We start from the raw sequence: 20722 nt of genomic DNA on the forward strand, positions 1-20722 counted from the left end.
GGAGCCGCAGGGTCGTCGATGAACACGTACAGGGCCGCCAGAAGGGCGTCCAGGTCTGTCTTCACACACTGACCAACGGGCGCCCTTCGCCATAGTCGCGGCCGGCACAAACACCGGACTCACTCATCCAGGGCCTTTCGGCCCTGGCCCGTGGAGAGGTCCGCCGGGCGGGGCGGGACCGCGGCCATGCGCGCGCAGGCGTCGATCACGGACCGCTCCACCTCGTCCGGGTGCCGCCCGTCCGCCGCGGCCTTGACGATCGTCCGCGCGGCGGTCTGCACGGTGAGGGCGCGGGCCGGGACGTCCAGCGCGGCCCAGGGGTCGCCGTCTCCGGGGACGGCCGGACCGCCCGCGGCGCGATAGGCGTCGAGGAACCGCCCCCACTCCTCCCCCGGGAGCAGCCCGCACGCGTACCAGGCCGCCGGACGCGCCAGGTCCCACGCGGGGACGCCGGTGCCCAGGTCGTCGACGTCTATCAGCCGCCAGGAACCGCCGGGGACCCGCACGAGCTGGCCGAGGTGGAAGTCGCCGTGGCAGAGGGTGGTGCGGTCCGGCGCGGGGGCCTCGGCCCGGGCCCACGGGGGCAGGGCGGCCCAGGCGCGCAGGACGGGGACGGCGGCCGGGAGGGGACCGAGGGCCCGCAGCCGGGTGACGGCGCGGGCCGCCTCGGCCGGACCCCGCATGACGGGCAGCGGCGCGGGAGCGGGGGTGCGGTGCAGCCGGGCGAGCAGGGCGGCGGCGGCCTCCCACGGGGCGGCGTCGGGATCGTCCGGGTCGACGGGGACCCCGTACGGCCAGAAGGTCACGAGCCGGCCGTGCAGGCCGGCCGGGCTCGGGTCGAGCGGGGGCAGGAAGACGTCCGGGAGGCGCGCGGCCGCGGCGAGGCGCCGGCTCAGCGCGGCGGGGTCGGCGTCCGGGGCGTGGGCCTTCGCGACGGTGTCCGCGTGGCGTACGACGGTGCCGTCGGGGCGGTCGGCCAGGGTGCCGGCCGTGCCGCAGGGGCAGGCCGGAGTCCGGGAGTGGGCCCTGCTCCGGGCGCGGGCGGTCAGGTCGGGGACGAGGGCGTCGGCGGTCACGGGGCTCCCTGGGGTGCGGCTTCGGAGGGAGGGTACGCGCCGGGGGGACGGCGCCTTCGCCGGACCGTCGGGACATGGGTGATGCCGGCGCAGCTCCCCAGCTGCGCCGGCATCCGTGCCGTCCGTCGCACCCCCGTCCCCACGGGGTTTCATGGGTGGATGTCCCCGCCCGGACCGCTCTTCCGGGCCTGGGGGTCGCCGCTCAGCGCCCCAGCATCTCGCCCACGGACGACGCCTGTGTGGTCACCGTCTCCCACCCGTCGAAGACGAGGAAGAACAGGACCGCCAGGGGAAGGGCCATCAGCGTCGCCACCAGCGGGTGGCGACGGCCCTCGCGGCGCGGCCGGAACCCGGCGGTGCCCGCCCTGCGTTCCCGCGTGCGGACCAGTGTCCGCGGTGCCGTGTGGGCCATGGCCCTCTCCTGACCGTTTCGGTTGTCGTGTTGCCGTGTGCCGTTCTTGGCGGCGGCGGGCGTCCGGGCCTCGGGGGGACGAGTGCCGCACCCGCCGCTCGACCTCAAATCTAGGGGCCCGGCGCTCCCCCGACGTCATGCCCTCGTACCGATTGCCGGGCCTCCCGGAGGATGAGCCGCCTCCCGCGGCGTACTCCCCTGGGTGGAGACGGGGCCCGGCGCCTCAGGGAGATCCCGGAGGGGCCGGCCGCTCCGTCCCGCTCCCCGCGCGCCGTCCTCCCGCGGCGCCGGGCCGCTCCGCCGGTGCCGGGTCCGCCGTGAGGCGGGCCCCCGACCGCCCCTCCCCACGGCCCGGACGGCGCGGGGAGGCCCCCGACGGGTGACTTCCCTCACGTCCACCCCCCTCCGGCGGGTCGCCGCCGCCGACCGCTGTCCGGCCCCGCCCGGCCCCGCCCCGTCCGGGCACGCCGCGTCCCCCGCGTCCGCGACCGGTCCCCCGCGGTCGCCCCGCACGCGATCAACCTCCCTCCGGGGCCCGGTGGTTGATCGTGTCAGTCCGGTGAACCCGGGCTGCTCGCGCGCTTCCTGAGCACGCTTCACCTCTCCCGTCCGGGACTGACAATCGATCGGCCCGAGAGGGCGCGGCCTCTGCGCACGGGCGGCCGGGGAAACGTAAGCTGTGGCACGTCACAGGACCGGGCAGCGGGGATGGACATGGCGATGATGCGCCTGAGGCGCGAGGACCCGCGCGTCGTCGGCTCTTTCAGGCTTCACCGACGGCTCGGCGCGGGCGGGATGGGCGTGGTCTACCTGGGCTCCGACAAGAAGGGGCAGCGGGTCGCGTTGAAGGTCATCCGGCCCGATCTGGCGGAGGACCAGGAGTTCCGTTCGCGGTTCGCGCGCGAGGTCTCGGCGGCGCGGCGCATCCGCGGGGGCTGCACGGCACGGCTGGTGGCCGCCGACCTCGACGCGGACCGGCCGTGGTTCGCCACGCAGTACGTGCCCGGCCCGTCCCTGCACGACAAGGTCGCCGAGGAGGGGCCGCTCGGCGCGGCCGAGGTCGCCGCCATCGGCGCGGCCCTGTCCGAGGGGCTGGTCGCCGTGCACGAGGCCGGCGTGGTGCACCGGGACCTGAAGCCGTCCAACATCCTGCTGTCCCCGAAGGGGCCGCGGATCATCGACTTCGGCATCGCCTGGGCGACCGGCGCCTCGACGCTCACGCACGTCGGCACCGCGGTCGGCTCGCCCGGGTTCCTCGCCCCGGAGCAGGTGCGCGGCGCCGCCGTCACCCCGGCCACGGACGTGTTCTCGCTGGGCGCCACGCTCGCGTACGCGTCGATGGGCGACTCCCCCTTCGGGCACGGCAGTTCCGAGGTGATGCTGTACCGCGTCGTGCACGAGGAGGCCCAACTGCACGGTGTCCCGGACGCCTTGGCCCCGCTCGTCCGCGCCTGTCTGGCGAAGGACCCCGAGGAGCGGCCCAGCACGCTCCAACTCTCGCTGCGGCTCAAGGAGATCGCGGCCCGGGAGGCCCAGGGCCTCGCCGACGTCCGGCCCCCCGCGCCGCGCGAGGCGGAGACGGACCGGCCCGCCGGACGCCTCGCCGACACCTACCCCGGCGCCGCCCCGGAGCGCGTCCAGGGGCGCCGGCCGGGCCGGCGCGGCGCACAGCCCGGCCGGGGGACTCCCGCACCGCGCGGCGCGGCCGCCGGCCGGGGTTCCCCCGCGGCGGGGAACGGGCCCGCGCCGCGGCGCGGCACCCGCGGCGTACCGCCGTCGCGGGACGGCGGTACGTCCCGCGGCGGCGCCTCGCGCGGTGGCACGCCGTCCCGGCCCGGTTCCCGGCCCGCTCCCGCGTCCCGGAACTCCGGCCGGTCCGGCGCCGGTCCCCGCCGGGGCCCCCGGACGGGGGGCACCGGCCTGCGCCCGGCCAATCCGCGGCTGCTCAGGCAGCGGTTGTTCGTGTTCGTCGTGGTGACGCTGCTGGTCGCGCTCGGCATCGCCCTGGTGCAGGGCTGCCAGGGGCCCTCCCGCGGACTCGGCGGCGACGGGGACGGCGTGCGGCAGCAGCGGGAACAGGCGCACACCGCCCACGAACCGCCGGGCCGGCGCGGTCCCGTGCACGCGCGGTACGTCCCGGTGCCGGAGCCAAACTCCTGAGGGACCCCGGTCCCCGGGTGCCCGGCCCTACGCCCGGGGGCGCCCGGTGGCCACCGCGTAGAAGGCGACCGCCGCCGCGGCGCCCACGTTGAGGGAGTCCACGCCGTGGGACATCGGGATGCGGACCCACTCGTCGGCGGCGGCCAGGGCCCGGGGGGACAGCCCGCTCCCCTCCGCGCCCAGCATCAGGGCCACGCGGTCCATCCGGTGGGGCGCCGCCTCGTCGAGGGGGCGGGCCCTCTCGTCGGGGGTGAGGGCGAGCAGGGTGAAACCCGCCTCGCGGACCGGCTCCAGCCCCTTGGGCCAGTTCTCCAGGCGGGCGTACGGCACGGAGAAGACCGCGCCCATGGAGACCTTGACGCTGCGGCGGTAGAGCGGGTCGGCGCAGTCCGGGGAGAGCAGGACCGCGTCCATCCCGAGGGCGGCCGCCGAGCGGAAGATCGCGCCGATGTTGGTGTGGTCGTTGACCGACTCCATGATCGCGACCCGGCGGGCGGTGCGGAGCAGGTCGGCCGTCGCGGGCAGCGGCTTGCGCTGCACGGAGGCGAGCGCGCCGCGGTGCACGTGGTAGCCGGTGACCCGCTCGGCGAGTTCCGGGGTGACCGTGTAGACCGGGGCGGGGAGCTCGTCGATGACGTCGCGCAGGGCGTCGACCCACTTGGCCGAGAGCAGCATGGACCGCATCGCGTACCCGGCGTCCCTGGCCCGTCTGATGACCTTCTCGCCCTCGGCGATGAACAGGCCCTCGGCGGGTTCGCGCCTGCGGCGCAGCTCCACGTCGGTCAGGTCCGTGTAGTCGCGCAGACGCGGGTCGTCGGGGTCCGAGACGGTGATGAGATCGGCCACGGGGTGCTCCTGCCTCGTCCTCGGTGCGGTGCCGGCGGCGGGATCGGTCGTGCGGGCCGGGGTCACGGGGAAGCCGGGAGGCCGACGCCGACGACCTCGCCGATGACGATGACGGCCGGCGGCCTGACCTCCTGCGCGACGACCGTTTCGGCGACCGTGGCCAGGGTGGCGTCGACCCGGCGCTGGGCGGCCGTGGTGCCCTCCTGGACCAGGGCGACGGGGGTGTCCGGGGACTTGCCGTGCGCCACCAGGGTCTCGGCGATCCGGCCGATCTTGTCGACGCCCATGAGGACGACCAGCGTGCCGGTCAGCTTCGCCAGGGACGGCCAGTCGACCAGGGAACGCTCGTCGTCGGGGGCGACGTGGCCGCTGACCACGGTGAACTCGTGGGCCACGCCCCGGTGGGTGACCGGGATGCCGGCCGCACCCGGGACCGAGATGGAGCTGGAGATGCCGGGGACGACGGTGACCGGGACGCCCGCCTCGGTGAGCGCCTGGAGCTCCTCCATGCCGCGGCCGAAGACGTACGGGTCGCCGCCCTTGAGCCGGACCACCGACTTGCCCTGCTTGGCGTGCTCGATCAGGGCGTGGTTGATGGCCTCCTGGGCCATGAAGCGGCCGTAGGGGATCTTCGCCGCGTCGATCACCTCGACGTGCGGCGGCAGTTCCGCCAGCAGGCCGCGCGGGCCGAGCCGGTCGGCGATGACGACGTCGGCCTCGGCGAGCAGCCGGCGGCCGCGCACGGTGATCAGGTCCGGGTCGCCGGGGCCGCCGCCGACCAGGGCGACGCCGGGGGTGCGGGTGCGGTGGTGCGGGGCGACGAGGGTGCCGTCGCGCAGGCCCTCGACCACGGCGTCGCGGACGGCGGCGGTGTGGCGGGGGTCGCGGCCCTTGGCGTCGGTGGTGAGGACGGCCACCGTGACGCCCTCGCTGTGTCCGGTCGCCGGGGTCCAGGCGGTGGCCCGGTCGGCGTCGTCGGAGCGGACGCACCAGACGCGGCCCCGCTCGGCCTCGGCGGAGGCACGCTCGTTGGCGTCCGCGTCGCTGGTGGCGATCAGGGCGTACCAGGCGTCCGCGAGGTCGCCCTCGGCGTACCCGCGCCGCTCCCAGGTGATCTCGCCCGCGTCGGCCATCGCCTCGACGGAAGGCGTCGCCTCGGGGGACACCAGGAGGACGTCGGCGCCGGCCGCGATGAGGGCGGGGAGGCGGCGCTGGGCGACCTGGCCGCCGCCGAGCACGACCACTCGACGGCCGGTGAGGCGGAGGCCCACGGGGTAGGCGGGGTGTTCGGCCATGCGGATGCGGCTCCTCGTACGGGCGGCGTGCGGCGGGCGCTACGGCACTGGAGCGGCCCTGACGTGCGGATTCTAGAGGTGGGGGTCCGGCGTGCGGCGGGGTGGGCCCGGCGGTGGTCGTCCACCCCGCCCGTGCCCGCCCCGCCCGGTGCCCTTCCCGGCTACTTCTCGGTGACCCCCGCCGAGTCGAACGTCGCCACCTCGTGCATCGCCCGCGCCGTGCTCTGCACCAGCGGCAGGGCGAGCAGCGCGCCGGTGCCCTCGCCGAGGCGCAGGTCGAGGTCGACCAGGGGGCGCAGGCCCAGCTTGTTGAGGGCGGCCACGTGGCCGGGCTCGGCGCTGCGGTGTCCCGCGATGCAGGCGGCCAGGACCTCGGGGGCGATGGCCCGGGCCACCAGGGCGGCGGCACCGGCGCTGACGCCGTCCAGGATCACCGGTGTCCGCAGGGAGGCGCCGCCGAGCAGCAGGCCGACCATGGCCGCGTGCTCGAAGCCGCCGACGGCGGCGAGGACGCCGATCGGGTCGGCCGGGTCCGGCTGGTGCAGTTCGAGGGCGCGGCGCACGACCTCGGTCTTGCGGGCGAGCGTCTCGTCGTTGATGCCGGTGCCGCGGCCGGTGACCTCCGCCGGGTCCGCGCCGGTGTAGACGGAGATGAGGGCGGCGGACGCGGTGGTGTTCGCGATGCCCATCTCGCCGGTGAGCAGGGCCTTGTTGCCGGCCGCGACCAGGTCGCGGGCGGTCTCGATGCCCACCTCGATGGCCTTCTTGGCCTCCTCGCGGGTCATCGCGGGGCCGGTGGTCATGTCGGACGTGCCGGCCCGGACCTTGCGCGGCAGCAGTCCGGGGGTGGCCGGCAGGTCGGCGCGGACGCCCACGTCGACGACGCAGACCTCGGCGCCCACCTGGGCGGCGAAGGCGTTGCAGACCGCTCCCCCGCCGAGGAAGTTGGTCACCATCTGGGCGGTGACCTCCTGCGGCCAGGGGGTGACGCCCTGGGCGTGCACTCCGTGGTCGCCGGCGAAGATCGCGACGGACGCGGGCTCCGGGACGGGCGGCGGGCACTGGCGGGACAGGCCGGACAGCTGGGCGGAGATGATCTCCAGCATGCCGAGCGCCCCGGCCGGCTTGGTCATGCGCTTCTGCCGCTCCCAGGCCTCGCCGAGCGCCTTGGCGTCCAGCGGGCGGATCTGTGCGACGGTCTCGGCGAGCAGGTCGTGGGGTTCCTCTCCGGGCAGGGCGCGACGGCCGTACGTCTCCTCGTGCACGACCCAGGACAGCGGGCGGCGCCTGGACCAGCCGGCCTGCATCAGCTCGGGCTCGTCCGGGAACTCGTCGACGTAGCCCACGCACAGGTAGGCGACGACCTCCAGGTGCTCGGGCAGGCCGAGGGCGCGGACCATCTCGCGCTCGTCGAAGAAGCTGACCCAGCCGACGCCGAGGCCCTCGGCGCGGGCGGCGAGCCAGAGGTTCTCCACCGCGAGCGCGGAGGAGTACGGGGCCATCTGCGGCTGGGTGTGCCGGCCGAGGGTGTGGCGGCCGCCGCGGGTGGGGTCGGCGGTGACCACGATGTTCACCGGGGTGTCGAGGATGGCCTCGATCTTCAGTTCCTTGAACTGCTTCGCCCGGCCCTTGGGGAGGGTCTTGGCGTAGGCGTCGCGCTGGCGCATGGCCAGTTCGTGCATGGTGCGCCGGGTCTCGGCGGAGCGGATGACGACGAAGTCCCAGGGCTGCGAGTGGCCGACGGAGGGCGCGGTGTGGGCGGCCTCCAGGACGCGGAGCAGCACCTCGTGCGGGATGGGGTCGCCGCGGAAGCCGTTGCGGATGTCCCGGCGTTCGCGCATGACCTTCAGCACGGCCTCGCGCTCGGCGTCGGCGTAGCCGGGGGCGGCCGGGCCCGTGGGACGGGCCGCTTCCGCCGCGGTCGCGCTCTCCTCCTCCTGCGTCCGCCGCTCCCGCGCTCCGGCGTCCCGGGTCTCCAGGTCGTCGGCGTTCTGCGCGCGGTCGGGGTCCGGCTCCGCGCCGGACGCGGCCGGCGCGGAGCCGGCCTCGGCCTCGCGGGGGGCGGGCACCGCGGCGGCCGCTTCCGGCGCGGGCGCTTCCTCCGCGGGGACGGCCACGCCCTGGGGCGGGGTCGGCGCCGGCCGCGGGGCGGTGGGCACGGTCCCCTGCACGGGGACGAACCGCCCCAGGGGCTGGTCCGGCCCGGGCTCCGGGTGGGCGGTGCCGGGCGGGGAGGGCGCGGCGTGCGCCCGGGGGGCGTCGGGCGCGACCGGGGCGGCCGGGTCCGTGCCGGGGGCCCCGGAGTCCGCGGGGACCGGCTGCGCGGGGACCGGCGCCCCCGCGTCCTGCGGTCCGGGCCGCTCGCCCGGGGCGGGCGGGGCGGCGGGGGGCTGCTCGGGGCCCTGGGAGGCGAGCGGGTCCGGCTCCGCTTCCGCCGGCTGGTGGGCCGGCTCGGCGGCGGCCTGCCGCAGGGGCTGCTCGGTCGCCGGTGCGGGGCCGTGCCCGGACGGAGCCGCGGCCGGGAAGTCGGCGGCGGGCTGCGCGGCGATCTCAGCGGTACCGGGGGCCTCGGGGGCGGCGGTGGCCTCCGTGTCCCCCGGGGCCGGTGCGGTCGGCGCGGTCTCGGCGGCGGGGGCCCCGGGCTCGGCCGCGGGCACGGGGGCCGCGGGCTCGGCCGCGGGCACGGGGGCCGCGGGCTCGGGGGTCGCGGGCACGGGGGCCGCGGGCTCGGGGGTCGCGGGCACGGGGGCCGCGGCGGCCTCGGACGCGGGGGACCCGGTACCGGGAACGGGGGCCGACGGGTCCGCGGCGGGGGTCACGGCGGACCCGGTGCCGGGGACGGCGTCGACCGCCCCGGCGGGGGCGGGGGGCGCGTCCGGGCCGACGGCGGCCGGGGCCTGGGGCGCGGGAGCCTCGGCGACCGTCCCGGCGCCGGGTTCGGCGGGGGCCTGTGCCGCGGCCTCGTCACCCGTCGTCCCGGGAGCGGGCACCGCGGTTTCCAGGGGGGCCTGCTCCCGGGCGGACGGGGCCGCGGGGGCCTCGCCCGTCGCCACGGGGCCGGGCACGGCGGGCCCGGCGGCCCCCGGCGCGGTGGCGGAAGCCCCGGGGGGCGCGGCGCCGGGCGCGGTGGGGTGGGCCGCGGGCCCGGCACCCGGGGCCTCGGCGACCGGAGCCTGCGCGGGTCCCTGGTCCTGGTGCGGCGCGGCGGCCTCCGGGACGGGCACGGCCCCGGTTTCGGGGGCCTGCCCGGTCTCGGCGACGGCGGCGGGCGCCGCGGGGCCCTGCTCGTGTTCCGTGCCCGGGGCCGGAGCGGACGCCTGCCCGCCCTGCGCGGCGGCGGCCTGACCGGCGTCCTCGGCGACGGCGGCGACCGTGTCGTGCCCGGCGTCCGCGGCGGGGGCGCCCTCAGGGGCCTGCTCCGGCCGCGCGGAGGGGACCTGCGTCCGGCCGGCGGCCTCGGTGGTGACGCGGGCGACGACCGCCTGGGCCGCCCCCGCCTCCCCCGCCGGCTCCGCCGGAGGGGCAACCGTTTCCGCGGGGCCCGCTCCCGTGCCCGCCGCGGCCCCCGCGCCCCAGGGCGCCGCCGTCTGCGGGGCGGCCGCCTCCCGGGTGCGCGGGACGTCGAGGTACTCGGGACCGGGGGCCGGCGGCCCGGGGTGGCGGGCCGGCACCTGGGCGGGGCCGCGGTCGGCGAGGGAGCGGACCGGACCGGCGGAGACGTTGGGGACGGGCGGCCCCAGGTGCAGCGGGCGGCGCGGCGCGGACGGCGCCGCCTGCTCGTGCGGCGCGGCCCCCCCGGGCGCCGGCGCCGGTGCCCGCCCGGGCTCGGGCAGGCGGACGCCGCCGAGGTCGACCGAGCCGCTGTCGCGGCCGGACATCTCGTGCGGGCCCGGCTCGTGCACGGTCTCGACGACCGGCTCCGGGACGGGCGGGGCGACCTCGTTGCCCCAGGCGCCCTGGGCTCCGGGCAGCAGCAGGTCTTCGTCCTCGGCGGAGGCGCCGGAGAGATAGGCGTACGGATCGGGCGCGGGGGCGCCCGGCTGTTCCACCGTGCCTGCGTTCTCCGGCAGTCCCTCGCCCGGGACCTGGCCGGTGTCGGTCATGCGTACCCCTCGCCCATCGGTTAGTGCTCCCTACGACCAGCTCACCCGGAACGGCGCACCGACCGCCCCACACTGGAGAACGAGCGTGCGTCCCCAGCGGCACGAACGGCCCGCGCGAAAAGGCGACAAAGCCATTCACTGGCATTGTCGCGGCCGTACGGCCGTCGCGTCAGCTTGATCGGCGACGGTTCCGCTGTGGACTGCGCCACGTTGCGCGCCCTCCGGTTCCGCCGTACCGCGACCCACCCCAAAGCGGACGCGTTTTCCGGACATTGACCGACGAAGCGCCGGGGGCCCGAGTGCGGTACAACGATCGGCCAGCCTACCGCGCGCGGTAGGACAACCCGATCACGGGGACGGAAACCGGATCAGCCGTCACGCGCGGGCAGCACCCCGCTGAGCAGGAACGCGACGCTCCGCTCCTTCTCGGTCCAGGCCCGGGTGTCGAGTTCGACGGACTGCAGCAGGGCGCACTCGACCTGGTAGCCGTGCTCCGTGAGGTCCCGGCCGATGAGTTCGGCCGCGTCGCGGGTGCCGGCGTGCGTGACGATGCGCTGCGGGCGGCGGTCGGCGACCGCGCAGACCACGGCCGCTCCCCCGCCGCCGACCCGGACGACGTCCGGTTCGGGGAGGTTCTCCAGGACGTGCGGGGCGGTGCCGTGGACGGTCTGGAGCAGGACGCCGTGGCGGCGGGCGGCGGACTCGGTGCGCGCGCAGGCCCCCGGATCGCTGTCGACGGCGATGACGGCGGCTCCGGCGCGGGCGGCCTCGGTGGCGAAGGCGCCGGAGCCGCAGCCGATGTCCCAGACGAGGTCGCCCGGGCGCGGTCCGAGCCGGGCGAGCTGGGAGGTGCGCAGGGGCTCCCGCTCGCCCTCGCCGAGTTCGCCGTCGTACGCCCCGGCGGGCAGCGACCAGCCGCGCGGCCCGACGGAGGGGTCGCGCCCGGCGATCCAGCCGGTGGACTCGCCGGCCCCGGCCGGGCCGCCGACGGCGATGACGACGTTGGGGTCGCGCCAGGTGTGGTCGGCGGCCTTGTCGGAGGTGACGACGGTGACCCGCTCGCGCCCGGTGCCGAGCTCCTCGCAGATGACGAAGGTGCGGTGGACCCCCTCCAGCAGCAGGCCGAGTTCGGCGGGGCCGGCACCGGGTGAGGTGAGCACCGCCACTTTGGTGTGCGCCCGGCACACGTTCACCGCGCGCCGCAGGGTGCGCGGGTGCGCGACGACCACGTGGGCGTCGTCCCAGGGCATGCCGGCGCGGGCGAAGGCGGCGGCGACGGAGGAGACCGCGGGGACGACCTCGACCTCCAGGCCGAACTCGGGCGCGCGCAGGGTCCGTACCACGCCGAAGAATCCGGGGTCGCCGTCGGCGAGGACGACCGCGGTGCCGCGGTGGGCGGCGATGCGGCGGGCGGCGAGAGCGACGGACCCGAGCCGGATGCGCTCGGCGCCGGCGGGCACCTCGGGGAGCGTCAGGTGGTGGGCCGCGCCGGCCACGAGCGTGGCGGCGCCCAGCGCGGCGCGCGCCGCGGCGGTCAGCGGCGAACCGTCCCAGCCGATCACCGTGACCCGGTCGGCCATCGTCGTCAGTCTCCTGGGGTCTTCGCAGGTCGTCGTCGGCTGCTCCGCCCGAGGGCGGGTTCGGTGAGCGTACCCGGTGCGGGCGGCGGACCGCTCGGACGGTACCCCCGGCCGTGGGTCGCGGGCGTCCGGAGGGGTCAGTTCCAGTCGGCGTAGGCGGTGAACCCGTCCGGGTCGGCCCGCTGCCCGTCCGCGCCCTCGATGTCCTCGGGCAGCAGGCTCCACACGATGTAGTCGGTGCGCACGTCGGTCCAGCCGCCGTCCTCGGTGCGGACGCGGGCTATGCAGGCGCCCCGCAGCACGCCCTCGTTGATGCAGCCGATCTTCTGGGCGACCTGCTGCGAGGCGGTGTTGTCGGCGGCGGTGCGCAGTTCGACGCGTTCGAGCTTCTGGTCGCCGAAGAGCCACCGGGCGGTGGCGAGCGCGGCCTCGGAGGCGTAGCCCTCGCCGCGCGCCCAGGGGGCGATGATGTACGTCAGTTCGGTGGACCTCACGTGCCAGTCGGTCCTGGCGAGCCGGACGACGCCGACCAGGCGCTGGGTGAGGAACTCGGTGACGGCGAGGTCGAGTCCGCGCCCGGACGTGCGTTCGGCGGGGGCGTGCTCGGTGATCCAGGCGTGGGCGGCTTCCTCGGTGAAGGGCTGGGGGACGTCGGTCCAGGCGGCGACCTGCTCGTCGTTCATCATCGCGGTCAGGGCGGGCACGTCGTCCGTCTCGAGGGGACGCAGCACCAACCGCTCCGTGCTGATGGAGATGCCGGGGAAGGTGCTCGTCATGCGCCGCTCCGTAACCTGAGAGACCGTCGGGTGCTGCTGAACTGCCCAGCATGCAGCATGAAAGCAGCGGACCGCACCACGGGGTCCGCTCCGTGCGCCGGAGCGGACCCCGTGGGTGGTGTGCGGGCTGCGCCGGTCAGAAGGAGGCGACGACGGAACCGGCGTACTTGTCCTCGATGAACTTCTTCACCTCGGGGGAGGTGAGGAGCTCGGCGAGCTTCTTCACGCGCGGGTCGTCCTCCCGGCCCTCCTTGACGGCGAGCAGGTTGACGTTCGGGTTGTTCTCGGCGGACTCCAGGACGAGGGCTTCCTCGGCGGGCTTGAGGTCGGCCTCGATCGCGTAGTTGCCGTTGACGACCGCGGCGTCGACGTCGTCCAGGGAGCGCGGCGTCTGGGCCGCCTCGAGCTCCTTGAACTTGAGCTTCTTGGGGTTCTCGGTGATGTCCGAGGGGGTCGCCGCGGTGCCGACGCCGTCCTTGAGGGTGAGGAGGCCGTTGGCGGCGAGCAGCTGCAGGGCGCGGCCCTCGTTGACGGTGTCGTTCGGGATGGCGATCGTCGCGCCGCTCTTCAGCTCGTCGGCCTTCTCGACCTTGTGGGAGTACAGGCCGAGCGGCTCCAGGTGCACGTCGACGACGGACACGATGTGGGTGCCGTTCTTCTTGTTGAAGTCGTCGAGGTACGGCTGGGTCTGGAAGAAGTTGGCGCCGACCGAGCCGTCCTCGGTCGCCGTGTTCGGGGTGACGTAGTCGGTGAACTCCTTCACCTCGAGGTCGAGGCCGGCCTTCCCGGCCAGCTCGTCCTTGACGAAGGTGAGGATCTCGGCGTGCGGGACGGGGCTCGCGGCGACGATCAGCGGGCCGGAGGCGTCGGAGGCGGCGTCCTGCTCCGCACCGCAGGCGGTGAGGCCGAGGGTGAGGGCCCCGGCGGCGAGGACAGCGGTGGTGATCTTGGCGGTGTTACGCACGAAAAGTGCCTTTCCTTGGGTGGTACGGCCCCTTGGGTCAAGGGGGTGCCGGCGCGAAGCGCCGTCGTCGGGGGGTGGTGGCCGGGCGGCGGGCGGGCCCGCGGGGAGTCAGGCGGGGGTCACGCGACCTTGCCTACGTCGGCCGCGGCGGGCTCCCTGGCCTTCAGGAAGCGGAGCCTGGGCGAGGGGCCCGAGCGGCCGACGCGGCCGTGCAGGACGCGGGCGGCGTGGTCGCCGGCGAACTGGATGAGGGAGATGACCACGGCGAGGACCGCGACGGTGACCCACATCAGGCCGGTCTCGAAGCGCTGGTAGCCGTAGCGGACGGCGAGGTCGCCGAGTCCGCCGCCGCCGACGGTGCCGGCCATGGCCGAGTAGCCGATGAGGGCGATGACCGTGGTGGTGGTGCTGGCGATCAGCGAGGGCAGCGCCTCGGGCACGAGGACCTTGCGGACGATCGTCCAGGTGCTGCCGCCCATCGCCTGCACGGCCTCGACGAGCCCGTGGTCCACTTCGCGCACGGCCGTCTCGACAAGGCGGGCGAAGAACGGGATGCCGCCGATGGCGAGCGGCACGATCGCGGCCTCGCTGCCGATGGTCGTCCCGGTGACCCAGCGGGTGAAGCCCATCAGGGCGACCATGAGGATGATGAACGGCATCGAGCGGCCGATGTTCACGACCTGGCCGATCACCTTGTTCACCACGGTGTTCCGCAGCAGGCCGCCCTTGTCGGTCAGGACGAGCAGGATGCCGAGCGGGAGGCCGCCGACGACGGCGATCAGGGTGGACCAGCCGACCATGACCAGCGTCTCGGTACACGCCTGTTCCAGCAGCGGCTGCATCTCGGACCAGGTCACTTGGCCCCCTCCTTCACCAGTGCGGGCGTCTGCCGGCCCACGACGTCGATCTGCAGGCCCCGTTCGCGCAGGAAGCCGATCGGCACCACGTTGTCCTCGTAGCGGCCGGGCAGTTCGATGCGCATCCGGCCGACCTGGAGGCCGCCGACGGTGTCGATGGCGGCGCCGAGGATCGATATGTCGATGTTGTAGGTGCGCGACAGCTGGGAGATGACCGGCTGGGTGGCGCTGTCCCCCTGGAAGGTGACGTCGACGACGGTGCGGTCGTCCCCGGAGGCCTCGCCGCCGACGGGGAACAGCGCGGCGGCGAGTTCGGAGCCGGGGGTGGCGAGGAGGTCGCCGACCGTCCCGGACTCGACGACGCGGCCCTTCTCCATGAGGGCGGCCGAGTCGCAGATCGACTTCACGACGTCCATCTCGTGGGTGATGAGCAGGACGGTGAGGCCGAGCTGCCGGTTGAGGTCGCGCAGCAGCGCCAGGATCGAGCGGGTGGTCTCCGGGTCCAGGGCGCTGGTGGCCTCGTCGGAGAGCAGCACCTTGGGGTCGCCGGCCAGGGCGCGGGCGATGCCGACGCGCTGCTTCTGGCCGCCGGAGAGCTGGGCCGGGTAGGCCTTGGCCTTGTCGGCGAGGCCGACCAGGTCGAGCAGTTCCAGCGCCCTGCGGGAACGTTCCTTCCCGGACCTGCCGAGGATCTCGAGCGGCAGCTCGACGTTGTCCTGCACCGTGCGGGTCGACAGCAGGTTGAAGTGCTGGAAGACCATGCCGATGCGGCTGCGGGCCCGCCGCAGCTCCCGGCCGGCGCGCGGGCCGCGGCCGGCCAGTGCGGTGAGGTCCTGGCCGGCCACGGTCACGGTGCCGGAAGTGGGGCGCTCCAGCAGGTTGACGCAGCGGATCAGCGAGGACTTGCCGGCACCGGACTGGCCGATGACGCCGTAGACCTCGCCCTCGCGGACGTGCAGGTCGACGCCGTCCAGGGCGGTGACCTCGCGTCCGCCGGAGCGGTAGACCTTGGTGAGGCCCGTGGTGGTGATCACGTGGGATTCCGTCACTGTCGAGTGCGCGGCGCGCCGTCGGGCGCCGGGCACGGGGTGTTCGGGTCGAAAGCAGCCGTGGCACGGCAGCGTTCCCCGCGGGCGCGGCAGGAGGGGCCGCACTGCGGAAGGACGTGCACGTGGGGGGCGTGGCTCGGTCGCGCGTGCGGACACGGGCCGACCGAGCGGCTCTCGCTTCGGGGCGCGAGGCTCAGGCGGTACGGGGGCCCTCTAGAAGGCGCGCATTCGGCGCGGACACATACGGCGAGCACCGGGCGTCGTGATCGCCTCGGTCGCAGGGCTGCGGTCGCTCGTCGTGGTCATGCGGCCAGTAAAGCAGATGTCCGGCCCCGACCGAACACGCCTGTCCGCATGGTGGACAGGCGTGGACACCCGTGTGCGCACGTCAGGGGCGTGCGGAGATCTCCACTCCGGCGTCGGTGACCTGTGCGGACAGCGCGGAGAGGTCCTCGACGACGAGGTCGGCGGTGAGTTCGTGGGCCCGGTGGGTTGTGGCCAAGGCCACGGTGGTCATGCCGGCGGCGCGGCCGGCCTGGAGCCCGGCGGGGGCGTCCTCGAAGACGACGCAGTGCGCCGGGTCGACGCCGAGGGTGCGGGCGGCGAGCAGGTAGGGCTCGGGGTCGGGCTTGCCCCGGGTGATGTCGTCGGCCGCGACGAGGGTCTTCGGCAGGATGCCGACGGCGCCCAGACGGGCCTCGGCCAGCCGCCGGGTGGCGGAGGTGACCACGGCCCAGCGTTCGGCGGGCAGCGCGTCGAGGAAGTCCCTGGTCCCCGGCAGCAGGTGGACGCCGCCGTCCGGCACGTCCTCGACCTCCAGGTCCTCGATCCGCGCGACGGCCTCGGGGACGACGTGGGCGGGCAGCAGGTCGGCGGCTATCTCGGCGGCCGGCCGGCCGTGCAGCTCGACCCGGTCGAACTCCTCGGCCGTGATCCCGTACTCGACGGCCCACCGGGTCCAGCAGCGGCGCACGGACTCGAGGGAGGACACCAGGGTTCCGTCGTTGTCGAACAGGAGGGCTTGTGCGTGGATCGTCATGCTCTCGACCCTACGGCCCCGCCCCGGCGTTCCGACGGGACGGGCGGGCCGCCGGGGCGGGGCCGGAGGGCGCAGGGGTTTTTCGGCGTAATAAGGTCGCTGCCATGCTTGATGTCCTGACGCTGGTGACCGGCGTCGCCGCGCTGCTGCTCGCCGCATGGTGCGGCTGGGCCGCCTACCGTGATCAGCCGACGAAGGACTGGCACTTCATCGGGATGGCCGTGGTCACGCTGCTGGTGCTGGTCCAGCTCGTCGTCGGGATCGTGCGGCTGGCCCGCGGCGAGAAGCCGGAGCAGGGGACGACGATCTTCGTGGCGTACCTGCTCGGCTCCTTCGCGTGCGTCCCGGCGGCCGGCTTCATGTCGCTGGCCGAGCGCACCCGCTGGGGGTCGGTGACCGTTGCCGCGAGCGGTGTCGTGCTGGCGGTGCTCGAGGTGCGCCTCCATGACATCTGGGGAGGCTGAGGTGGCCGGGACGAAGGGGAAGCCGGACCGGACCCGGCTGATCGGCGGGCCCGGTCTGCTGCTGGTGTGGCTGTACGGGGTGATGGTCGTCGGCGCCGTGTCGCGCTCCGTGTACCAGATCGCCACCGAGTTCGACCGCGCGCCGCTCGCCTACACGCTGTCGGCGGCGGCCGGCGTGGTCTACGGCTTCATCACGTACACCCTGGTCCGCGGTGGCGAGACGGCCCGCAGGGCGGCGCTGGTGTGCTGCGCCGCCGAGCTGGTGGGCGTGCTGACGGTCGGCACCTGGACCCTGGTGGAGCCGTCCGCCTTCCCCGACGCGACCGTGTGGTCGGACTACGGGATGGGGTACCTCTTCATCCCCGTGCTGCTGCCCCTGACGGCCCTGTACTGGCTGCGCAGGGCGCGCACGGCGCGGCCGGCGTCCTGACCGGCCGTCAGGCCGTGGTCGCGTACTCCTCCGTCTTCTTCTCCAGGACGATCATCGGCACGCCGTCCGCGCCCCGGGACGTCCCCACCCGCTGGTAGCCGACCTTGCTGTAGAGCCGCAGGTTGCTCTCGCTGCGGTGCCCGGCGTGCAGCCGGAACGTCCGGGCGCCGCGCTCGCCCGCGAGGGCCGACTCCGCCGCCCGGAGCAGACGCGCGCCGATGCCGTGTCCCTGGAGGCGGGGGTGGACGCAGAGCTTGCCGATGGCGGCGGCACCGTCCTCGGTGATCCTGCCGTGCACCGATCCGACGACCTCGTCGCCGAGGCGGGCGACGAAGACGCAGTCGGCGGCGACCTCCTCGCGGACCGAGTCGAGGGTCTGGACGAGCGGGTCGATGCGGTAGTTGCCGTAGAGCGCCGCCTCGCTCTGGAAGCACAGGTACTGCAACCTGAAGATCTGCTCCGCGTCCTGCTCGGCCGCCGCAGAGATGGTCACGCTCATGCCCATGTGCGCATGCCTCCCGCTCACCTGATCACCTGTCGTCCCCCACTCCTATCCCCGTCCTCGACGGGCCGCAACCTCCGGCGCGAGCAAACGACGCAGACATCCCAGGCATCTGGAACGTTCCGGGCCGAGACTGCCCTGTGAGATACCCAACTCCCCTGCGATTTCCCGGTATGTCGGATCGTCCGGGGACAACAGCGCCTCCAGCAGCCGGGGACAGCGGCCGGGCAGCCGCCGCACGGCGTCCCGCAGGGCACGGCGGCGGGCGGCGGCGAGCGCCAGGTGTTCGGGACCGCGGTCGCCGTCGTCGGCGGGTTCGCGGCCGAGCGGCGTTTCGCGGCGGGCGGTGCGGCGGGCGCGGCGGGCCTCCGCGCGGACGGCCCGGCGGAGCCAGCCCTGGGGATCGTGCGGCGGGCCCTGGGCGTCGAGGCGTTCCAGGAGGCGGAGCCAGACCGCCTGCTCCAGGTCACCGGGTTCGGCCCCGGAGCCGGGCGCCTCGGCGAGGGCCTCCGCGGTGAGCAGCGGGCGGAGGGAGGCGACCAGGCCGGAGGCGACCGGGTCGTGTGTCGTGACCGGCTCGTGCGTCATACGCACAACGACCCGGCCGCCCCGCGCGCAGTTGCGCGGAGCGGCCGGAGATCACCCCGACCGGGGTGTTCCCCTCACTTGTTGACGAACTCCTCGCGGGCCAGCAGGCCGGTGTCGGGATGGTCGGTGAAGACTCCGTCGATGCCGGTGGCGAAGTACGCCCGGTAGGCGCCGAAGACGTCGCCGTAGGCGTCGGGGTCGGTGCCCCTGCGGAAGTCGGCGGGCAGGAAGGGGTTCTCGTTGCGCAGCGTGTAGGGGTGCAGGATCAGGCCCGCCCGGTGGGCGTCGCGGACCAGGGTGGTGGGCTCGGTGAGCCGGCCGCCGGCGTCGCGCGGGATGACGAGGTCGAGGGTGGGCCCGATGCCCTGGGCGTAGGAGGCGATCTCCTTCAGCCCCTCGGGGGCGACGAGGTCGGCGACGGTCCGCGGGTCGCCCGCCTCGACGAAGTCCCAGGGGCGGGTGTCCGCGCCGGACAGGAGCACCACGAGCGGGTTGCCGACGAGCCGGCTCAGGCGCCGCACGGCGGTCGGCTCGAAGGACTGCAGGACGACCGGGGAGTTCCGGCGGTTCTTGCCGTACTTCCGCAGCAGCCCGGCGACCCGCTCCTCCAGGCCGAGGCCGAGCCCCCGGAAGTAGGTGGGGTGCTTGAGCTCGGGGTAGATCCAGACCTGCTCGCCGCGCTCGCGGGTCTGCTCGTCCTGCCAGCGCAGCACCTCCTCGAAGGTGGGGATCCCCCAGCGGCCGTCGTAGAGGGTGTTGTGCGGGCGGTTGGCCGGGATGCGCTCGACGGCGCGCAGCCGCTTCAGTTCGGCGAGGGTGAAGTCCTCGGTGAACCAGCCGGTGACCGGGACGCCGTCCAGGGTCTTGGTGGTCCTGCGGCCGGCGAACTCGGGGTGGTCGGCGACGTCCGTGGTGGCGCCGATCTCCGGCTCGTGCCGGCAGACGAGGTGGCCGTCCCGGGTGGGCACGAGGTCGCCGGCCTCGACGATGTCCGCACCCATGTCGAGGGCGAGCTGGTAGGCGCCGAGGGTGTGCTCGGGCCGGTAACCGCTGGCCCCGCGGTGGCCGATGACGGTGGGGACGGGCAGTCCCTTCAGCCCCCGGCCGCCGCCGTGCCGGGCGCCGGCGGCTCTCGCCGTGCCGCCCGCTCCCAGGACCGTCGCGGACGCGCCGAGCACCGCCGCGCCGAGCAGGGCCCGCCGTCCGGTCCCGTCCGCCCGCTCGTTCGACTCCCGCGTTCCCATCAGCGCCCTCCTGCGGTCGGTTCGTTCAGTGCGGGCCGATCGTAGGTGCGCGTACGTGACGGGAGGGAGACCCCGGGCCGAACACCCGGGTGATGTCGCATGGCGCGCGCCCGCCGGGTCCGGGTCGCGCGTCCGCCGTACACGGGGCGTGTTCCACCGTGTCCTGACGGTTCGTCCGGTTCGGCCGGGCGGTTCGGGGCACCCGCCCGGTGTGCGGGTGGGGGTGAGCTCCGTCACCGGGTGACGGCGGTGCTCCGGGCGGTCGGGGGACCGGATCCGGCAGGTGAACCCGCGGTCAAGAGGACGTAAGACCTCGGCCGGTCCCGTGAGCCCGACGTGCGCGCCTCCCCGGACCGCGAGTAATGTCCTCACCTGCACCGACTCATACGGCATGCACCGACGTCCGCTTCCCACCGGAGGGCCCGTTGTCCCGCTTCGCGCTCATCAAGGCAGTGCTCGGTCCGATCATGCGCCTGATGTTCCGCCCACGGGTGGAGGGCGCGGAGCACATCCCCGGCGACGGTCCGGTCATCCTGGCCGGCAACCACCTGACGTTCATCGACTCGATGATCCTGCCGCTGGTCTGCGACCGGCAGGTCTTCTTCATCGGCAAGGACGAGTACGTCACCGGCAAGGGCCTCAAGGGCCGGATGATGGCCTGGTTCTTCACCGGTGTCGGCATGATCCCGGTCGACCGGGACGGCGGCCGGGGCGGGGTCGCGGCGCTGATGACCGGGCGCCGGGTCCTGGAGGAGGGCAAGGTCTTCGGCATCTACCCGGAGGGCACCCGCTCCCCCGACGGCCGTCTCTACCGGGGCCGCACCGGCATCGCCCGGCTCACCCTGATGACCGGCGCGCCCGTCGTGCCGTTCGCCATGATCGGCACCGACAAGCTCCAGCCGGGCGGCGCGGGCCTGCCCCGGCCGGGCCGGGTGACGGTCCGCTTCGGCGAGGCGATGGAGTTCTCCCGGTACGACGGCATGGACCGCGACCGCTACGTCCTGCGCGCGGTCACCGACTCGGTGATGGCCGAGGTGATGCGGCTGTCCGGGCAGGAGTACGTGGACATGTACGCGAGCAAGGCGAAGGCCGCGTAGGCGCCTGCCGACCGCGTCGGCATCTCCCCCCTCGACGGCGGGCCGCTTTCCGGGCGGCCCGCCGTCGGCGTGTCCGCCGGGTGCCGGTGGTGCCCGGGACGCCGGGGGGGGCAGGGCCGGGCGGAGCCGCTCACGGCGCGTCACGGCCGGTGGCGGGGGGGGGGGGGGGGGGGGGGGGGGGGGGGGGGGGGGGGGGGGGGGGGGGGGGGGGGGGGGGGGGAGGGGGGGGGTGGGGGGGGC

Annotated in this window: 18 protein-coding genes; 4 read left to right on the plus strand and 14 right to left on the minus strand. The window is 75.5% G+C overall.

Features of this window, described 5'->3' with window-relative positions:
• Nucleotides 1–119: 119 nt before the first annotated feature.
• Nucleotides 120–1076: a phosphotransferase family protein gene (locus ACZ56B_RS24000; RefSeq protein WP_468794139.1), complete on the minus strand. Its 957-nt coding sequence runs from the start codon at nucleotides 1074–1076 to the stop codon at nucleotides 120–122.
• 202 nt (nucleotides 1077–1278) lie between these two features.
• On the minus strand, nucleotides 1279–1488 hold the full coding sequence (locus ACZ56B_RS24005) for a hypothetical protein (RefSeq protein ID WP_468794142.1): 210 nt from the start codon (nucleotides 1486–1488) through the stop codon (nucleotides 1279–1281).
• Between the two features lie 708 nt (nucleotides 1489–2196).
• On the opposite strand from ACZ56B_RS24005, the gene ACZ56B_RS24010 reads away from it, so the two are divergent.
• Nucleotides 2197–3648, plus strand: coding sequence for a serine/threonine-protein kinase (locus ACZ56B_RS24010; protein WP_468794145.1), 1452 nt, complete (start codon nucleotides 2197–2199; stop codon nucleotides 3646–3648).
• 27 nt (nucleotides 3649–3675) lie between these two features.
• On the opposite strand, the gene ACZ56B_RS24015 is transcribed toward ACZ56B_RS24010, so the two are convergent.
• The 9 genes from ACZ56B_RS24015 to ACZ56B_RS24055 form a co-directional block, all read right to left on the minus strand.
• A complete protein-coding gene (locus ACZ56B_RS24015; RefSeq protein ID WP_468794148.1) occupies nucleotides 3676–4494 on the minus strand; it encodes a TrmH family RNA methyltransferase in 819 nt (272 codons plus the stop codon).
• Between the two features lie 62 nt (nucleotides 4495–4556).
• Nucleotides 4557–5789, minus strand: a complete 1233-nt coding sequence (gene cobA, locus ACZ56B_RS24020; RefSeq protein ID WP_468794151.1) for a uroporphyrinogen-III C-methyltransferase — start codon at nucleotides 5787–5789, stop codon at nucleotides 4557–4559.
• A 161-nt stretch (nucleotides 5790–5950) separates the two neighbouring features.
• Nucleotides 5951–9892: a nicotinate-nucleotide--dimethylbenzimidazole phosphoribosyltransferase gene (gene cobT, locus ACZ56B_RS24025; protein ID WP_468794154.1), complete on the minus strand. Its 3942-nt coding sequence runs from the start codon at nucleotides 9890–9892 to the stop codon at nucleotides 5951–5953.
• Between the two features lie 368 nt (nucleotides 9893–10260).
• Nucleotides 10261–11472 carry a precorrin-6y C5,15-methyltransferase (decarboxylating) subunit CbiE gene (gene cbiE, locus ACZ56B_RS24030; protein ID WP_468794157.1) on the minus strand — a complete coding sequence of 404 codons (1212 nt, stop codon included), beginning with the start codon at nucleotides 11470–11472 and terminating at the stop codon, nucleotides 10261–10263.
• A gap of 137 nt (nucleotides 11473–11609) precedes the next feature.
• A complete protein-coding gene (locus ACZ56B_RS24035) occupies nucleotides 11610–12248 on the minus strand; it encodes a GNAT family N-acetyltransferase (RefSeq protein WP_468794160.1) in 639 nt (212 codons plus the stop codon).
• A 136-nt stretch (nucleotides 12249–12384) separates the two neighbouring features.
• Nucleotides 12385–13212 carry a MetQ/NlpA family ABC transporter substrate-binding protein gene (locus ACZ56B_RS24040; RefSeq protein WP_468794163.1) on the minus strand — a complete coding sequence of 276 codons (828 nt, stop codon included), beginning with the start codon at nucleotides 13210–13212 and terminating at the stop codon, nucleotides 12385–12387.
• A gap of 119 nt (nucleotides 13213–13331) precedes the next feature.
• Nucleotides 13332–14069 (minus strand): methionine ABC transporter permease, encoded by a 738-nt coding sequence (locus ACZ56B_RS24045; protein WP_468794166.1) that lies wholly within the window; start codon nucleotides 14067–14069, stop codon nucleotides 13332–13334.
• Complete coding sequence (locus tag ACZ56B_RS24050) at nucleotides 14066–15103, minus strand: methionine ABC transporter ATP-binding protein (RefSeq protein WP_468794169.1); 1038 nt, start codon at nucleotides 15101–15103, stop codon at nucleotides 14066–14068. The genes ACZ56B_RS24045 and ACZ56B_RS24050 overlap by 4 nt, the downstream gene beginning before the upstream one ends.
• Before the next feature lie 403 nt (nucleotides 15104–15506).
• Entirely contained in the window at nucleotides 15507–16157 is a 651-nt protein-coding gene (locus ACZ56B_RS24055; RefSeq protein ID WP_468794172.1) for an HAD family hydrolase, read from the minus strand.
• A gap of 104 nt (nucleotides 16158–16261) precedes the next feature.
• On the opposite strand from ACZ56B_RS24055, the gene ACZ56B_RS24060 reads away from it, so the two are divergent.
• Nucleotides 16262–16621: a hypothetical protein gene (locus ACZ56B_RS24060; protein WP_468794175.1), complete on the plus strand. Its 360-nt coding sequence runs from the start codon at nucleotides 16262–16264 to the stop codon at nucleotides 16619–16621.
• Nucleotides 16602–17051: a hypothetical protein gene (locus ACZ56B_RS24065; protein ID WP_468794178.1), complete on the plus strand. Its 450-nt coding sequence runs from the start codon at nucleotides 16602–16604 to the stop codon at nucleotides 17049–17051. The genes ACZ56B_RS24060 and ACZ56B_RS24065 overlap by 20 nt, the downstream gene beginning before the upstream one ends.
• Nucleotides 17052–17058: 7 nt before the next feature.
• On the opposite strand, the gene ACZ56B_RS24070 is transcribed toward ACZ56B_RS24065, so the two are convergent.
• The 3 genes from ACZ56B_RS24070 to ACZ56B_RS24080 form a co-directional block, all read right to left on the minus strand.
• Entirely contained in the window at nucleotides 17059–17556 is a 498-nt protein-coding gene (locus tag ACZ56B_RS24070) for a GNAT family N-acetyltransferase (RefSeq protein WP_468794298.1), read from the minus strand.
• A 45-nt stretch (nucleotides 17557–17601) separates the two neighbouring features.
• Nucleotides 17602–18141, minus strand: a complete 540-nt coding sequence (locus ACZ56B_RS24075) for a sigma-70 family RNA polymerase sigma factor (RefSeq protein ID WP_468794181.1) — start codon at nucleotides 18139–18141, stop codon at nucleotides 17602–17604.
• 74 nt (nucleotides 18142–18215) lie between these two features.
• Nucleotides 18216–19385, minus strand: coding sequence for a glycerophosphodiester phosphodiesterase (locus tag ACZ56B_RS24080; protein WP_468794184.1), 1170 nt, complete (start codon nucleotides 19383–19385; stop codon nucleotides 18216–18218).
• 425 nt (nucleotides 19386–19810) lie between these two features.
• Between ACZ56B_RS24080 and ACZ56B_RS24085 the strand changes: the two genes are divergently transcribed.
• The gene (locus ACZ56B_RS24085; RefSeq protein WP_468794187.1) at nucleotides 19811–20482 is read left to right on the plus strand and encodes a lysophospholipid acyltransferase family protein; all 672 of its coding nucleotides are present in this window, start codon (nucleotides 19811–19813) and stop codon (nucleotides 20480–20482) included.
• The last annotated feature ends 240 nt before the right edge of the window (nucleotides 20483–20722 follow it).

The organism is Streptomyces sp. NPDC034670 (assembly GCF_055574875.1).

What these genes read in the sequence shown, in the direction of transcription:
- ACZ56B_RS24005 (WP_468794142.1), bottom strand. Translation starts at nt 1,488, where the DNA reads ATGGCCCACACGGCACCGCGGACACTGGTCCGCACGCGGGAACGCAGG.
- ACZ56B_RS24010 (WP_468794145.1), top strand. Translation starts at nt 2,197, where the DNA reads ATGGACATGGCGATGATGCGCCTGAGGCGCGAGGACCCGCGCGTCGTC.
- cobA (WP_468794151.1), bottom strand. Translation starts at nt 5,789, where the DNA reads ATGGCCGAACACCCCGCCTACCCCGTGGGCCTCCGCCTCACCGGCCGT.
- cobT (WP_468794154.1), bottom strand. Translation starts at nt 9,892, where the DNA reads ATGACCGACACCGGCCAGGTCCCGGGCGAGGGACTGCCGGAGAACGCA.
- cbiE (WP_468794157.1), bottom strand. Translation starts at nt 11,472, where the DNA reads ATGGCCGACCGGGTCACGGTGATCGGCTGGGACGGTTCGCCGCTGACC.
- ACZ56B_RS24035 (WP_468794160.1), bottom strand. Translation starts at nt 12,248, where the DNA reads ATGACGAGCACCTTCCCCGGCATCTCCATCAGCACGGAGCGGTTGGTG.
- ACZ56B_RS24055 (WP_468794172.1), bottom strand. Translation starts at nt 16,157, where the DNA reads ATGACGATCCACGCACAAGCCCTCCTGTTCGACAACGACGGAACCCTG.
- ACZ56B_RS24060 (WP_468794175.1), top strand. Translation starts at nt 16,262, where the DNA reads ATGCTTGATGTCCTGACGCTGGTGACCGGCGTCGCCGCGCTGCTGCTC.
- ACZ56B_RS24065 (WP_468794178.1), top strand. Translation starts at nt 16,602, where the DNA reads ATGACATCTGGGGAGGCTGAGGTGGCCGGGACGAAGGGGAAGCCGGAC.
- ACZ56B_RS24070 (WP_468794298.1), bottom strand. Translation starts at nt 17,556, where the DNA reads ATGGGCATGAGCGTGACCATCTCTGCGGCGGCCGAGCAGGACGCGGAG.
- ACZ56B_RS24075 (WP_468794181.1), bottom strand. Translation starts at nt 18,141, where the DNA reads ATGACGCACGAGCCGGTCACGACACACGACCCGGTCGCCTCCGGCCTG.
- ACZ56B_RS24080 (WP_468794184.1), bottom strand. Translation starts at nt 19,385, where the DNA reads ATGGGAACGCGGGAGTCGAACGAGCGGGCGGACGGGACCGGACGGCGG.